General features: G+C 52.4%; 12 protein-coding genes and 2 pseudogenes. 4 read left to right on the top strand and 10 right to left on the bottom strand.

The annotated features are described in order from the left end of the window. Positions 1–11: 11 nt before the first annotated feature. From OQV04_RS01190 to ygiW, 7 genes and pseudogenes are all read right to left on the bottom strand, one after another. The gene (locus OQV04_RS01190; RefSeq protein ID WP_032281605.1) at positions 12–2,231 is read right to left on the bottom strand and encodes a YgiQ family radical SAM protein; all 2,220 of its coding nucleotides are present in this window, start codon (positions 2,229–2,231) and stop codon (positions 12–14) included. A 110-nt stretch (positions 2,232–2,341) separates the two neighbouring features. Then, positions 2,342–3,754, bottom strand: coding sequence for a cell division protein FtsP (gene ftsP / locus OQV04_RS01185; protein WP_032281606.1), 1,413 nt, complete (start codon positions 3,752–3,754; stop codon positions 2,342–2,344). 74 nt (positions 3,755–3,828) lie between these two features. Beyond that, the gene (gene plsC / locus OQV04_RS01180; protein ID WP_000965712.1) at positions 3,829–4,566 is read right to left on the bottom strand and encodes a 1-acylglycerol-3-phosphate O-acyltransferase; all 738 of its coding nucleotides are present in this window, start codon (positions 4,564–4,566) and stop codon (positions 3,829–3,831) included. Between the two features lie 233 nt (positions 4,567–4,799). Continuing rightward, a complete protein-coding gene (parC, locus tag OQV04_RS01175; RefSeq protein ID WP_001281881.1) occupies positions 4,800–7,058 on the bottom strand; it encodes a DNA topoisomerase IV subunit A in 2,259 nt (752 codons plus the stop codon). Positions 7,059–7,195: 137 nt separating this feature from the next. Beyond that, positions 7,196–8,803 (bottom strand): annotated as a pseudogene (locus OQV04_RS01170) (ABC transporter substrate-binding protein). A gap of 108 nt (positions 8,804–8,911) precedes the next feature. Next, positions 8,912–9,394, bottom strand: a pseudogene (locus tag OQV04_RS01165) (AraC family transcriptional regulator). Between the two features lie 52 nt (positions 9,395–9,446). Beyond that, positions 9,447–9,839, bottom strand: a complete 393-nt coding sequence (ygiW, locus tag OQV04_RS01160; protein ID WP_000712658.1) for an OB fold stress tolerance protein YgiW — start codon at positions 9,837–9,839, stop codon at positions 9,447–9,449. Positions 9,840–9,990: 151 nt separating this feature from the next. Here ygiW and qseB point away from each other — a divergent pair, with 151 nt between their 5' ends. From qseB to OQV04_RS01140, 4 genes are all read left to right on the top strand, one after another. Beyond that, on the top strand, positions 9,991–10,650 hold the full coding sequence (gene qseB, locus OQV04_RS01155) for a quorum sensing response regulator transcription factor QseB (RefSeq protein ID WP_021574775.1): 660 nt from the start codon (positions 9,991–9,993) through the stop codon (positions 10,648–10,650). Further along, entirely contained in the window at positions 10,647–11,996 is a 1,350-nt protein-coding gene (gene qseC, locus OQV04_RS01150) for a quorum sensing histidine kinase QseC (protein ID WP_032281608.1), read from the top strand. The genes qseB and qseC overlap by 4 nt, the downstream gene beginning before the upstream one ends. A 109-nt stretch (positions 11,997–12,105) precedes the next feature. After that, positions 12,106–12,687, top strand: coding sequence for an NADPH:quinone oxidoreductase MdaB (gene mdaB, locus OQV04_RS01145; protein ID WP_000065430.1), 582 nt, complete (start codon positions 12,106–12,108; stop codon positions 12,685–12,687). Positions 12,688–12,717: 30 nt separating this feature from the next. Continuing rightward, positions 12,718–13,032, top strand: coding sequence for a putative quinol monooxygenase (locus tag OQV04_RS01140; protein WP_000958598.1), 315 nt, complete (start codon positions 12,718–12,720; stop codon positions 13,030–13,032). A 44-nt stretch (positions 13,033–13,076) separates the two neighbouring features. Here the strand turns inward: OQV04_RS01140 and OQV04_RS01135 are convergent, their stop codons facing one another. From OQV04_RS01135 to OQV04_RS01125, 3 genes are read right to left on the bottom strand one after another with little or no spacing between them, the layout of a single operon-like run. Beyond that, on the bottom strand, positions 13,077–13,964 hold the full coding sequence (locus OQV04_RS01135) for a MurR/RpiR family transcriptional regulator (protein WP_000614954.1): 888 nt from the start codon (positions 13,962–13,964) through the stop codon (positions 13,077–13,079). Continuing rightward, complete coding sequence (locus OQV04_RS01130; protein WP_032281609.1) at positions 13,961–14,908, bottom strand: iron-siderophore ABC transporter substrate-binding protein; 948 nt, start codon at positions 14,906–14,908, stop codon at positions 13,961–13,963. The genes OQV04_RS01135 and OQV04_RS01130 overlap by 4 nt, the downstream gene beginning before the upstream one ends. Before the next feature lie 10 nt (positions 14,909–14,918). Next, entirely contained in the window at positions 14,919–15,956 is a 1,038-nt protein-coding gene (locus OQV04_RS01125) for a FecCD family ABC transporter permease (RefSeq protein WP_032281639.1), read from the bottom strand. Positions 15,957–15,963 lie beyond the last annotated feature (7 nt).

Raw genomic sequence — 15,963 nt, 5'->3', positions numbered from 1 at the left:
CGGGGATTTTTTTAACGTCCAACCGCCGCTTTAGGGCGTTTCTTCGCACCAGCATTCACCGGACGAGATTGCGTAGACGACGCTTTTTTTGCCGTAGCAGGCGTCTGACGCTGGGTCGCCATCGGCGTATGTTTCGTCAACGCCGGACGGGTATTGCGGTTCTGGCGACGAGCCTCACGCATCTCTTCAATGGTTGGCGCAGGCACTAAGCAATCGCGACGGCTGCCAATCAGATGCTTTTTGCCCATCGCTTCCAGCGCCTGACGGATTAACGGCCAGTTTGCCGGATCGTGGTAACGCAACAACGCTTTATGCAAACGACGCTGTTTGTCACCCTTCGGTACAAAGACGTCTTCGCTCTTATAACCAATCTTCGCCAGCGGGTTTTTCCCGGTGTAATACATGGTGGTTGAGTTCGCCAGCGGCGACGGATAGAAGTTCTGCACCTGGTCGAGGCGGAAGCGGTGCTTTTTCAGCCACAGCGCCAGATTCACCATATCTTCATCACGCGTACCGGGGTGCGCGGAGATGAAATAGGGGATCAGATACTGCTCTTTACCTGCCTGTTTCGAGTAGGTATCGAACAGCTCTTTAAAGCGGTCATAACTGCCCATGCCCGGCTTCATCATCTTCGACAACGGCCCTTCTTCGGTATGTTCCGGAGCAATCTTCAGATAACCGCCGACGTGATGGGTCGCCAGTTCTTTGATATAGCGCGGATCTTCCACGGCGATGTCATAACGTACGCCTGAGGCAATCAGAATCTTTTTAATGCCTTTCAGATCGCGAGCGCGGCGATAGAGGTTGATCGTCGGTTCGTGGTTAGTGTCCATATGCGGACAAATATCCGGATAAACGCAGGACAAACGACGGCAGGTTTGTTCAGCGCGTGGCGATTTGCAGCGCAACATATACATGTTGGCAGTTGGCCCACCGAGATCGGAAATTACGCCCGTAAAACCTGGAACGGTGTCGCGGATCGCTTCGATCTCATTAATGATCGAATCTTCGGAACGGCTCTGAATAATGCGCCCTTCGTGCTCGGTGATAGAACAGAAAGAGCAGCCGCCAAAGCAGCCGCGCATAATGTTGACCGAGAAACGGATCATTTCGTAAGCCGGAATACGGGCATTGCCATAGGCCGGATGCGGCACGCGCTTGTACGGCAGCGCAAAAACGCTGTCCATCTCTTCGGTAGAAAGCGGAATAGCAGGCGGGTTGATCCACACATAGCGGTCGCCGTGTTTTTGCATCAATGCGCGGGCACAGCCTGGGTTGGTTTCGTGGTGCAGAATACGCGAAGCATGGGCGTACAGCACTTTATCGCCCTTCACTTTCTCGAAAGAAGGCAGCAACACGTAGGTTTTTTCCCACGGTTTCGGGCGCGGTGGCTGCACGGTTACGGCTTTGGCTTCCTGCTTTTTCGGTGCCACCGGTTTGTTATCCGCGCACGGCAAATCTTCACCATACGGATGCGGGATTGGGTCGATTTTTCCAGGGGTATCAAGACGGGTGGAATCCACGCCGCTCCAGCCAGGCAGCGCCTCTTTCACGATAATCGCGGTATTACGCACATCGCGGATTTCACTAATCGGCTCGCCCATCGCCAGACGGTGCGCCACCTCCACCAGCGGACGCTCACCGTTACCAAACATCAGCATGTCGGCTTTCGAATCCACCAGCACGGAACGGCGCACGGTATCGGACCAGTAATCATAATGCGCGGTACGGCGCAGACTAGCCTCAATACCACCGAGGATCACCGGTACATCTTTCCACGCCTCTTTACAACGCTGGGTATAAACCAGTGTGGCGCGATCCGGGCGCTTACCCGCGACGTTATCCGGCGTGTAGGCATCGTCATGACGTAAACGGCGATCGGCGGTATAACGGTTGATCATCGAATCCATGTTGCCAGCAGTAACACCGAAAAACAGATTCGGTTTACCCAGACGCATGAAATCGTCTTTGCTGCTCCAGTCTGGCTGAGCGATGATCCCAACGCGAAAGCCCTGTGCTTCCAGCATACGACCGCAAATCGCCATCCCGAAGCTTGGGTGATCGACATACGCGTCGCCAGTAACCAAAATGATGTCGCAGCTATCCCAGCCAAGTTGATCCATCTCTTCACGAGACATCGGCAAAAACGGTGCCGGTCCAAAACAGGCGGCCCAGTACTGCGGCCAGGAGAACAGGTCGCGATCCGGTAGGATCAGGGAGATAGAGCTCATTTTGCTTCCAGAAATGATAAAAAAATAATCAAAGGCCGGGGATTATAAGCCGGAACGTAAGAGAAATCGAAAAGTATTCCATACTCGCCCTCCTCGGGCGAGTATGAAGATTACGGTACCGGATTGACTAACAGTTGCCCAATCGAGCCACGGTCCGCCATTTCCAGCGTCTGACTGTTGAAGTAGAACGGGAAGTGCGCCCAGGAAGGCTGACCGAAATAAACAAGCAGCTCCACTTGTCCGTCAACCCAAACGGTATCTTTCCAGCCTCTGTCTTCCGGGAACGGCATCGCACCATTCACGTTACGGATCTGGAACATCACGCCTTCAATATGGAACGCTTGCGGCTCGTCCGCGCGTACCGTCCAGCGTTCCCACGTTCCTTGCTGCGCGGTGACATCAATACGGTTGACGTCCCACAGTTGTCCATTAATACCCGGGTCATCACCCAGACTGATATCGCGACTGCGAATCGGCGAACCGGCCATGATTTCAGTTGGCAGCAAGCGCATCGGAAGACTGTCTGTGACCAGCGGCAGAAGGCCGGTTGGGCGCAGCGTTAGCACCAGGGTAGAAACCAGAATGCTGGATGGCTCAAAGAAGCCACGAATACGATCAACAATGCTCGCCGCTTCGCCACAGGTGATCGACACTTCATCACCGTTGCTCATATCCACCAGAATCTCGCGGCGCTCGCCCGGTGCCAGCGAAAGTTGCTTCACCGATACAGGAGCAGGCAGGAATCCCTGATCGCCAGAAATCACATGTAACGGGCGACCATCGCTCATCTGTAGTTGATAGCGACGAGAGTTCGACGCGTTCAGCAGTCGCAAGCGCACCCAGCCACGCGAGACTTCAACGTACGGGCTTTGTACACCGTTAACCAGCAGCGTATCACCAACAAAGCCGCCGCTTCCCGGTTCGTTGTATTCTGGCGTACCAAAGTTATCCAGCCGTTTATCCTGGATAATGACCGGAAAATCATCCACACCATAATGGTTGGGGATAGGCAGCGACTTGCTGACTTCATCTTCCACCAGCCACATTCCGGCAAGGCCGTTATAGACCTGCTGAGCCGTGCGGTTGGGAGTATTGGCGTGATACCACAGAGTAGCTGCGTTCTGGCGAATAGGCAGTACGGGTGCCCAGTCAGCGTTTGGCGACATCATCCGTGCCGGACCGCCCATCAGCGGGCCTGGTACCTGTAGCCCGGCCACCGTCATTGAGACATTTTCTGTCAGGCGGTTGCTGTAAATAAGCTTAACATCATCGCCCTTCCAGACGCGGATAGTCGGCCCCAGGTAACGACCATTGATTCCCCAGGCCGACGCGCGTGTCCCTGGCGTAAATGACCAGTGCGCACGTTGTACAGTCATAAACAGCGGTTGCCCACGGCGAGATTCAAGTAGCGGCGGAACGGGTAGCGGTTGCTGTTGCCCGGCTGCGCTGGCCTTCAGGGGAACAGCGCCTGCACAAAGTGCAATCCCCGATGCCTGAATGAACTGACGCCGACTGAGTGACATATTTGCTCCATGTAAAACTGGCTAAAGTAATACCGTGCAGGAAGGTGTTCCCCGCAAAAATACAGATTGCCGACTTAAACTTTTCCGGCGGCTTCGCGCTCTGCGACTTCTTTATCGAGCTCGGCGATTTTTTGTTCCATTATCGAACGACAATGGGCAGCCAGCTCACGAACCTGATCTTTGCCATACTGACTGACATCAATTGGCGGCAGCATTTCGACAATCACCAGACCGTTGTGCAGTCGATTAAGATTAATCTTATTCGAAGTTGTAGAGACGCACACGGGAATAATCGGGACGCCCGCCGCAATTGCCGCGTGAAATGCCCCGGTCTTGAACGGTAGCAGGCCGCGACCACGGCTGCGGGTACCTTCCGGGAACATCCAAATGGAAATACGGCGTTTTTTGAAATGATTCACTACTTCCGCAATAGTGCCGTGAGCTTTAGTGCGATTGTTTCTGTCGATCAATAAGTTGCCGGTTAACCAGTACAACTGCCCGAAGAAGGGGATCCACAGCAAGCTCTTTTTACCTACCGTCACCGTCGGCGGTTGCACAATGTTCGATGCTGTCACCATGTCATAGTTGTTCTGGTGGTTAGCGATATAGATAGCATTGCCGTAGCTTTCAGCATCTGCAGGTTTGCGGCACTCAACTTTCAGGCCGAACAGCGGCGCAAGACGACCAAACATATGCCCAAAGGTGGCCACATGTTTCGGGTTACGCGGGCTGAAAAGGCAGTAAATGGAGCCGAATACACAGACTAAGATGCTGTAAATCACGGTAATAATAAGACGAAAGATATATAGCATAACACCCTCTGAAGGTCTGAGAGACTGGCATTGTACGTCACCTGAAATCAGGTTAGGGCATTGTTAAAAGCCGCTCTCTGGAAAAGCGTATTGTTAATCGCAACGCATGAATAAACAACGGTTTCAAGGGAATTTTTATCGTTTCCGGGGGTTGAATACGCTGCCGGATGACGACTTAACGTTTCATCCGGCGTTCCTTGCAAGCGGGAGGAAACAGCGCCCTCCCCGGCATATTACTCTTCGCTATCACCGCTGCTGGCACGGCGAGGAGAGTCGATCTCAACACGATCGATACGCTGCAAACCGCGCATCAACGTACCGCGGCGTCCACGTTCGCCAGTGACTTTCTGTAGCTCTTCCGGACGCAGTTTAATTTTGCGTTTCCCAACATGAATGGTCAGCGTGCTTTGCGGCGGCAGAACGTACAGTTGCGCCAGACCATCCTCGCCACGCGCGGCTTCTGCCGATGGAATGTTGATAATCTTGTTGCCTTTGCCCTTCGACAGCTGCGGCAGATCACTTACCGGGAACATCAACATACGGCCTGCCTGAGTGATTGCCAGCAGCATATCGGAAGCATCTTCAATCACCACCGGCGGCATAACATGGGCATTTTCCGGTAAGGTGATCAAAGCCTTACCTGCACGGTTACGCGCCACCAGATCGTTAAAGGTGCAGACGAAACCGTAACCCGCATCGGAAGCCATCAGCAGTTTCTGATCGTCGCTTTCCATCAGCATATGGTCAACGGTCGCCCCAGGCGGCAACGTTAATTTGCCGGTGAGCGGCTCGCCCTGACCACGCGCCGACGGCAGCGTAATCGGGTCGATGGCATAGCTACGACCGGTGGAATCAACAAACACTACCGGTTGGTTGCTCTTACCTTTCACCGCCGCTTTGAAGCTATCACCCGCTTTATAATTCAGGCCCGGCGCGTCGATATCATGGCCTTTAGCGCTGCGTACCCAGCCCATCTGCGACAGCACAATGGTGACAGGTTCAGACGGCAGCATGTCGTGCTCGCTCATCGCTTTCGCTTCTTCGCGTTCCTGCAACGGCGAACGACGATCGTCACCGTAGGCTTGCGCGTCTGCCTGCAGTTCTTTCTTCAGCAGGTTATTCATTTTACGCTCGGAAGCCAAAATGCCCTGCAACTGGTCGCGCTCTTTTTCCAGCTCACTCTGCTCACCACGAATCTTCATCTCTTCCAGTTTGGCAAGATGACGCAGTTTCAGTTCGAGGATCGCTTCCGCCTGGGTTTCCGTAAGGCCAAACCGCGACATCAGCGCCGGTTTCGGTTCATCTTCATTACGAATGATCTCAATCACTTCGTCGATATTGAGAAACGCCACCAGCAAACCTTCGAGGATATGCAGGCGCTTGAGGACTTTCTCCAGACGATAGTTCAGTCGGCGGCGCACGGTATCGCGGCGGAACACCAGCCATTCGGAGAGGATTTCCAGCAGGTTTTTCACCGCCGGACGACCATCCAGACCGATCATATTGAGGTTAATGCGATAGCTCTTTTCCAGATCGGTGGTAGCGAAGAGGTGGTTCATCACCTGATCCATATCCACGCGGTTGGAACGCGGCACAATCACCAGACGGGTCGGGTTCTCGTGGTCAGATTCATCGCGCAGATCGTCAACCATCGGCAGCTTTTTGTTGCGCATTTGCGCAGCAATTTGCTCCAGTACGCGCGCACCTGAAACCTGATGCGGCAATGCGCTGATAACCACCGCGCCATCTTCTTTCTTCCACACCGCGCGCATACGCACTGAACCACGTCCGTTCTCGTAGATTTTACGGATCTCGGCGCGCGAAGTGATAATTTCCGCTTCAGTCGGATAATCCGGCCCCTGCACGATATCCAGCAGCTGATCGAGCGTGGTTTTCGGCTGGTCAATTAATGCGATTGCCGCCTGAGCCACTTCACGCAGGTTATGCGGTGGAATATCGGTCGCCATGCCGACGGCAATTCCGGTGGTGCCGTTAAGCAAAATGTTTGGCAGACGGGCAGGTAGCATTTTCGGCTCCTGCAAAGTGCCGTCGAAGTTTGGCACCCAGTCAGCCGTCCCCTGCCCCAGCTCGCTCAATAGCAGCTCGGAATATTTCGACAACCGGGATTCGGTGTAACGCATTGCCGCGAACGATTTCGGATCGTCCGGCGCGCCCCAGTTCCCCTGACCATCAACCAGCGGATAACGGTAAGAGAACGGCTGCGCCATCAGGACCATCGCTTCATAACAGGCGCTATCGCCGTGCGGATGGTATTTACCCAGTACGTCACCGACGGTACGGGCCGATTTTTTAAATTTGGCGCTGGCATTCAGGCCCAGTTCAGACATCGCATACACAATGCGGCGCTGAACAGGTTTCAGACCATCACCAATAAACGGCAACGCACGGTCCATGATCACGTACATGGAGTAGTTTAAGTAGGCGTTTTCCGTAAATTCATGTAGCGCAAGGCGCTCTGCCATATCGCTCATTAATTCTGATTCCTCAACTTATTCGCCAGCCTTCAAAGGGGCAATATTGCCGGAGATACTACATTATCTGCCGCGTCGAGTCACAGGAGATCAGCGTGAATAGCGCCGCCGGACGTGCTCCGACGGCGATAAAGGCATCAATGTGCCTTGATATACAACTCTTTGCTGTAGACATAATCCTGGGGATTATGCAGCGGAAAACCGCCAACGTAGGGTTTAAGCAGTTTGATTAACGGCTGATAGTAGATAGGAATCAGCGGTGCCCGTTGGTTGATGATCACTTCTGCCTGCTGATACAACGCATTACGCTTTGTCGCATCAGTGATCTGCGTGGCCTGGTTTAGTAAGGCGTCATACTGCGCATTTTTCCAGTGACCGACGTTTTCTTCACTATCGCTTTTGAGCGTGTTCAGGAAGCTGGAAGCATCATTGTACGTCGCATCCCACGACTGCCGAGACAGCATGAAATCACCGGCTCGTCGGGCATCAAGATAGGTTTTCCACTCCATTGTGCGCAGCGTCACCTGTGCACCCAGCCATTTTTTCCATTCGGAAGACAACGCTATCGCGGTCTTTTCATGCAGATCGTACTTGTTGTAGAACAGCTCAAAGCGTAGCGGATGAGAGGCGTCGTATCCCGCCTGTTTCAGCAAGGCTTTTGCCATCGCGACGCGCTCACTCATTGGCTTTTGCAGTTCATCGAACGTCGTCACGCTAAAGCCTTTTACCTCTGGCGGCGTCAGCGTGGTTGCGGGCGTCCTCAACCCCAGTACCTTTTGCGCAATAAGCTGTCGATCAACCGTAAGATATAGCGTCCGACGCACTCGCACATCGTTAAATGGCGGTTTCTCAAGGTTGAAGTTGTAATATTCGCTGTTCAGATGCGGAATAATTCGTAGCTCGCCAGGCAGTGATTTTTCAATGGCGGGAATTTGCTGCGCCGGAACCCAGGTGAGATCGACCTCTCCCGCGCGATAGCGGTTATAGCCGGTGACCGAATTATCCAGCGCCAGATACTCAACCTGTTGCAATACTGTATGTTGCGCATCGCGGTACTTTGGATTTTTGCGTGCAGTAATCTTTTCGTTAACTACCCACTGATCAAGCACAAAGGCACCGTTGTAAACCATGTTCTCTGGCTTACTTCAGCTATCGCCATGTTTAGCGATGACATGATGAGGAACCGGGAACAGCGTCGGCCAGGCGAGCATCGTCGTGAACCAAGGAACCGGCTGCTCAAGCGTAACTTCAAGAGTACGATCATCCGTCGCTTTGACACCCAGCGATGTAACATCTGCTTTACCCGCAACAATAGCCGCGGCATTGTTAATGTGCGCCTGTGCCAGATAGCCAGCAAAAGGGCTTGCCGTTTTCGGGTCAACCGCGCGCTGCCAGCCGAGGACAAAATCCTCTGCCGTCAGAGGCTGACCGTCTGACCACTGCAAACCGCTACGCAGATGGAAAATATAGCGCCTGCCGCCGTCCAGTATCTCCCAGCGTTCAGCCTGAGCGGGCTGCACCTGGCCTTCACCGTCCATCCATACCAGACCTTCAAACAGATCCAGCACAATCTGCGCGGCAGTATTCTCCTCCACCTTTTGCGGGTCGAGCGTACCTGGGTCGCTATGATTGTTGTAACGAAAGACTTGTTGCGGAGCGAGCGGTGTGTTGGTGGGAACGTCAGCAGCGTAGAGAGGAGCCGCACTTACCAGGCTGACCAGCCATAATAAATTTCGCGTATACATGGTATTCCTTACCGGAGAAATTATAAGCCGAACAACAATACGCCTGTGGCATTGTTCGCTCAAACTTATCGCGAGTGATTTGGCTCACACTCCGGTAAAGATTCCCCATCACGCTAACGGCACATAAACATCCGTTTCCAGTCGCTGCTCCGTCACCCCTTCGGCAAGATTGGTGTAGTGAAACAGAATCGGTGCTTTACGCATTTTCTCGCCGCTTGCAGGCAGCCAGTGGCGAATAATGCCCCATATCGTGTGTGAAATATCGTCCAGCTCGCCAACGTGGCGGGCCACGGCATAACGTCCACCGGTAAGTTCACCATTACTCACACCATAACGATTATCGGGAATCGGTTCGCTAACGCTGCCGCAGATATCAAAGCGAAACGCTTCTGGTGCGGTGGTGGCAGGGTCGTCCCAGGCGACGCCAAAAGTCTGGCTTTAGTTAACTGGAGAAAGCCCCGTCTCTTTACGCCACATGATAAATTTCGCCACGCTGTAGTTGAGCAACTCAGGGCTACAGCGGTGCGGCAACATCGCCACAGGGATTGATGGGAAATCGATAATGTTTACATCCAGTGTCAGGTTTGTCATTTTGCCTCCCTGCGAAATTATTCCCGGGAACGCATCCCGGGAGCGGTAACAATTACGGATTTACTTTGCGGATCTGTTTGACGTCAATTTCAACAGAATTCCAGTCTTTATCGACTTCACCCTGAATCTCAACCGTATCTTTCGGCGTCACCGTCACGCCGTTCCAGCGTTTGTGGTCGATATCAACATTGATAGTACCGCTGGCATCTTTGAACACGTAGAGATCGTCAGAGATGCGTTCAACGATATTGCCGCGCAGGGTTACCCAGGTGTCGTCACGCAGGGATTTTGCGCTTTCTACAGTAGTTACGCTGCCGTTCGGCCCCTGGAATCCTCCGGCCTGACTTTGCGTTGCCGATGGGCCAGAAAAACCGCCCTGCTCTGCTGCCATCACCGGTGCGCTGCACAGGGCCATTACTGCGATTACTGCTGCGAATTTTTTCATGTTTATTACTCCCTTTAATGTCTGTTTCCGAGCATTTAACAAGATAGTCCTTAACAACTTCTTAAGGGAAAAAAATAAAATTTAGTGCTGTACAGAGCGCGTTACAACACGGTTTACTGGCAGCAAATACGGTTATCGCAGGGATGAAAAAATGCGAATTTTACTGATAGAAGATGACATGCTGATTGGCGACGGCATCAAAACGGGCCTTAGTAAAATGGGTTTTAGCGTCGACTGGTTTACACAAGGTTGTCAGGGAAAAGAGGCGCTTTATAGCGCACCTTATGATGCGGTGATCCTGGATTTAACCTTACCAGGCATGGATGGTCGCGATATTTTGCGCGAATGGCGAGAAAAAGGTCAGCGTGAGCCGGTACTGATCCTGACCGCGCGCGATGCGCTGGAGGAACGTGTAGAAGGGCTGCGTCTGGGAGCTGACGATTATCTGTGTAAACCTTTTGCGTTGATAGAAGTCGCCGCCAGGCTGGAAGCTCTGATGCGCCGAACCAACGGCCAGGCCAGCAACGAGCTGCGCCACGGTAACGTCATGCTCGACCCCGGCAAACGTATCGCCACGCTGGCTGGCGAACCCTTAATACTGAAACCAAAAGAATTTGCTCTGCTGGAATTACTGATGCGTAACGCTGGTCGGGTACTGCCGCGCAAACTGATTGAAGAGAAACTGTATACCTGGGACGAAGAGGTCACCAGTAATGCCGTTGAAGTGCATGTGCATCATCTGCGACGCAAACTCGGCAGTGATTTTATTCGTACCGTGCATGGTATTGGCTACACATTAGGTGAGAAATGAAATTTACCCAACGTCTTAGTCTACGTGTCAGGCTGACGCTAATCTTTTTAATTCTGGCCTCGGTGACCTGGCTGCTTTCCAGCTTTGTCGCCTGGAAACAAACAACGGATAACGTCGATGAGTTGTTCGACACCCAACTGATGCTGTTTGCCAAGCGGTTAAGTACGCTCGATCTCAACGAAATCAACGCGGCGGATCGCATGGCACAGACGCCAAATAAATTAAAACACGGTCATGTTGATGACGATGCGCTGACCTTTGCCATCTTTACCCACGACGGCAGAATGGTCCTTAATGATGGCGATAACGGAGAAGATATTCCCTATAGCTATCAACGGGAAGGTTTTGCTGACGGGCAACTGGTCGGTGAAGACGATCCCTGGCGTTTTGTCTGGATGACCTCACCTGATGGCAAATATCGCATCGTTGTTGGTCAGGAATGGGAATACCGTGAAGACATGGCGCTGGCGATTGTTGCCGGGCAATTGATCCCGTGGCTGGTCGCACTGCCGATTATGTTAATCATCATGATGGTACTACTGGGTCGTGAACTCGCGCCGCTGAACAAACTGGCGCTGGCACTACGTATGCGTGACCCTGACTCGGAAAAACCACTAGACGCGACTGGCGTACCCAGCGAAGTGCGTCCACTGGTTGAGTCGTTGAATCAACTGTTCGCCCGCACACATGCGATGATGGTTCGTGAACGACGCTTTACCTCTGACGCAGCTCACGAACTTCGTAGCCCGTTAACGGCGCTGAAAGTGCAAACCGAAGTTGCGCAGCTCTCTGACGATGATCCGCAGGCGCGGAAAAAAGCACTGCTCCAATTACATTCTGGGATCGATCGCGCTACTCGTCTGGTTGATCAACTGCTCACGCTATCGCGGCTGGACTCACTGGATAACCTTCAGGACGTCGCGGAGATCCCGCTTGAAGATCTCCTGCAATCGTCGGTGATGGATATTTACCACACGGCGCAGCAGGCGAAAATTGACGTGCGACTGACACTCAATGCCCACAGCATCAAACGCACCGGGCAACCGCTATTGCTAAGTTTGTTGGTGCGAAATTTGCTGGATAACGCCGTGCGTTACAGTCCACAGGGCAGCGTGCTGGACGTCACGCTGAATGCCGATAATTTCATCGTGAGGGATAACGGCCCCGGTGTGACACCAGAGGCACTGGCGCGAATTGGCGAACGCTTCTATCGCCCACCCGGACAAACCGCTACCGGCAGTGGACTTGGGCTATCGATTGTCCAGCGAATCGCCAAGCTGCATGGCATGAATGTTGAGTTTGGGAATGCGGAACAAGGTGGATTTGAGGCGAAAGTAAGCTGGTAAGGGTAAGACTTTTGCTAAATTCGCAAAAGACTTTGCACATTTTGCTAATTTCACCGTACCGCTCTGTGACGTACTATAGTCGGCAAACGTCTCACCTTGAGGTTAAAAAATGAGCAACATCCTGATTATCAACGGCGCGAAAAAATTCGCCCACTCCAATGGTCAACTGAACGACACCCTGACCGAAGTCGCGGATGGCACACTGCGCGACCTCGGGCATGATGTCCGCATCGTTCGCGCTGACAGCGACTACGATGTCAAAGCGGAAGTACAAAACTTTCTCTGGGCTGATGTGGTGATCTGGCAGATGCCAGGCTGGTGGATGGGCGCGCCGTGGACAGTGAAAAAATATATTGATGATGTATTCACCGAAGGTCATGGGACGCTGTATGCCAGCGATGGCCGTACCCGCAAAGATCCGTCAAAAAAATACGGTTCCGGCGGCCTGGTACAGGGCAAAAAATATATGCTTTCTCTGACCTGGAACGCACCAATGGAAGCCTTCACCGAAAAAGATCAGTTCTTCCACGGCGTTGGCGTTGACGGTGTGTATCTGCCGTTCCATAAAGCAAACCAATTCCTTGGCATGGAACCGCTGCCGACATTTATCGCTAATGACGTGATAAAAATGCCCGATGTTCCCCGCTATACTGAAGAATATCGCAAGCATCTTGTGGAAATTTTTGGTTAACTAGAGCTCAGGCTTTAGAAGGAGTTAACCATGCTTACCGTAATCGCAGAAATCCGTACTCGTCCTGGTCAACATCACCGTCAGGCGGTATTGGATCAGTTTGCTAAAATCGTTCCAACCGTACTGAAAGAAGAAGGTTGCCACGGCTATGCGCCAATGGTGGATTGCGCTGCTGGCGTGAGTTTCCAGTCTATGGCACCGGATTCTATCGTGATGATTGAGCAGTGGGAAAGCATCGCGCATCTTGAAGCGCATCTGCAAACCCCGCACATGAAGGCGTACAGCGAAGCCGTAAAAGGCGACGTGCTGGAGATGAATATCCGTATTCTGCAACCGGGGATTTAACATTCCTGAAAAGAGGCCGGTGTTGCTACCGGCCTCAGGTCAGATTAGCCATTCTTTCTTCCCGTTTTCAGCCCCCGATGGAAATCGTTAATTCGCTTAATGGTTTTAACCGCACGCTGCGGCACCGCGGAAGCCACCGACCAGACAATCATTTCCAGGCACAACAATACCGTACCATGTAGTGGCGTTTTCCCCTTTTCATCCCCGCGCGGAACATGAATCACGATACTGGCGTCTTTGCTAAAACGTGAATCCAGCGCGTTTGTCAGCAAAATAACAGGGATCCCCAGCCGTCTCGCTTCACGCAGCGTTGTCAGCCCTTCCCGGTGCGCAGATTTTTGCGCCATCATGATCAGAACATCGCCACGTTGAAGCGCGATCAGTTGCTCGGCAAGGCCAATACCCGTACGGTTTAGTGCCGTGGCAGGCAAACCTATGCGGTTGAATAGTCGTGCGGTATAGTCCGCCAGAATACCCGAAGCGCCAATGCCAAAAATTGCGACTTGCCGTGCCTGTACCAACAACGCTACAGCTTGCGCAAGCGCGTGGCGGTTTTCAGGCTCTGACAGGACATTACAGGTATACAAATGCCCTTCAAGAACAAAGTCGATTGCGGTGTTAACATCGCTCGTCAAGTTACTCACCGTCGTAGACATCTTTTCGCTGGAACTAAGGGCTGGACCAAGCCACTGTTCCAGAGTGCGTTTCAGATCACGCAGCCCGGCAAACCCCAGAGCCTGTATAGCCCTGATAACTGTGGCATCGGAAGTGTTCAACGTGGCCGCAATTTCCATCGCCGTTTGCTCGAGTACCACTTCACGATGCTCATTAATATAGCTGGCGACAGCTCTTAACCCAGGCGTTAACTGACTCGCGCGAGTGCGAAAACGCTCACCATAAATATCAACCCGCGTTTTGTCTTTCTGAATCATTTGGCCTCCGGTAAAGGTCGCCCCGCAATTTGTGATTGTATCTGCGCAGCCATCAGCCCCAGAGATGCAAAGGAGTTAGAAATTGCCTCTTCACGAGAAATCAGCACATAACGCCCGGAACGACAGGCCGTCAGAAACTGACACCATCCCGGCATGACTTTTTCCATTGCTGCCAGCTCATCCTGAGGTTTACCACCGTTGTCACCGCGCCAGGTTGCAAAAACAAAATCGGCATCCAGTTCAGGTAAACGCTCTGCGCTCACATCCATTCGCCCACCTTCAGGAATGCTCTCAATCAGCGGCGGAAAGCGAAAACCAGCATCGCGTAATACCCGCCCCAGCGAATGATAGCTATGCATCACATTAATTTTTCCCTGATTTGCCTGAATCACCGATACCGTTATTTTTTGGCTGTCCAGCGTCGCCTTCAGCGCATTGATTTGTGCCTGATAGCGGCGTTCAAGTATCGCCAGCTGCGACTGCGTTCCTGTCAGTTCTGCCAGCTTGCGGTAGATTTCTGGCGCGCCTCCTTTGAGATGATCAATGCTCACCGTGGGCGCAATTTTTTCCAGTTGTTCAATGGGCGTATTACGGGTCGGTTCTGTGATGATCAGGTCAGGCTTTGCCGCCACAATCGCTTCAATATCAATATCAGCGGTGCCAATAAAAGCGATCAATGAATTATCAAAGTCGACACCTGTCAATAACGCGCCTGATCGAATGAAATGGCTACCGTCAGGCCGAGTTCGCCCGTGGCTGGCGACAGGAGGTACACCGAGCTCAATCAGAGGAATAGTGATATCAAGATCGTGTAAAGAGACAATTCTCTTTGGATGAGCAGGAACAGTGACTTTGCGCCCTAAATCATCAGTAAAGACCTGAACAGGTTCTGTCGCGCGGGCAAAGAATGACAACAGTATCAGCAGAGAAAAAAATAAACGCATATAACTCCCATTAAAAACTGTTCCTGCGCTGCCAGAGCAGTAGCAAAAAGAATGGTCCACCAATCAATGAAATAATGATTCCGGCAGGCAGTTGCAAAGGCAAAAAAGCCAAACGACCAATGCTATCCGCCAGGATGACTAACAACGCCCCCGATACGGCGCTCCCCAGCAGTAATGTCGTCTGCCCGCCACGTAGAATAAAACGTGATATATGGGGTGCTATCAATCCGACAAAACCGATGTTACCAACACACGAAACGCAGACGGCTGTCAGGATTATTGGTGCGGCGACACGTAACAACGCCAGACGAGAACTATTCACCCCTAACCCGGTTGCAACCTGATGACCAAGCAGAGCGATATCCGCCGTCCTGGCGGTGAACAGCAATAAAAGAGCGGCTGGCAACATCCAACAGGCTGAAATACCGACTAACATCCAGTTTGCTGCATGCAGGCTTCCCGATAACCACATCAATGCAGTTTGTACATCTCGAACATCTGCAGTGGTCATAAATACACCGATACCGGCGGCGAAAAACCAGGAAACACCAATACCAATCAGAACAAATCGCGGGCGGGAAATTTCGCGTGCACAAAAAATCACGATTAAAGCCACCAACAAGCCACCAGCAAGACCAGCCACTGGACGCCAGAACATTCCCAGCATTGGAAACTGGAAAATCAGCCACAGCACCGCCACGCTACATCCTTCTTTGACGCCGATTAAACCAGGATCGGCAAGGCCGTTACGCGCAATGGATTGCATCGAGGCCCCCGCCATACCTAACATGGCTCCGCATAGCAATGCCATGATGACTCTCGGCAAGCGAATATCCTGCACAATATAACGTGCGTCTGTGCTTACGTTTTCTGGAGCAAACAACGCTCGTCCTACTTCCGATGCCGGGACAGAAAAAGAACCATGCATCAGACCGAATATCAGTATTCCAACCGCAAACAGAAACAGCCCACCAAGCAACACCAGATTTTTAGGGCGTACCAGTGTCGAAAACTTACCAACACGTAGTGGACGTAGCCCGACGTTCATTATCCGA

It is taken from the genome of Escherichia sp. Lx600-2 (assembly GCF_036662595.1).
In the GTDB taxonomy this organism is placed as follows: domain Bacteria; phylum Pseudomonadota; class Gammaproteobacteria; order Enterobacterales; family Enterobacteriaceae; genus Escherichia; species Escherichia coli.
This window is presented reverse-complemented; position numbering and strand designations above follow the sequence as displayed.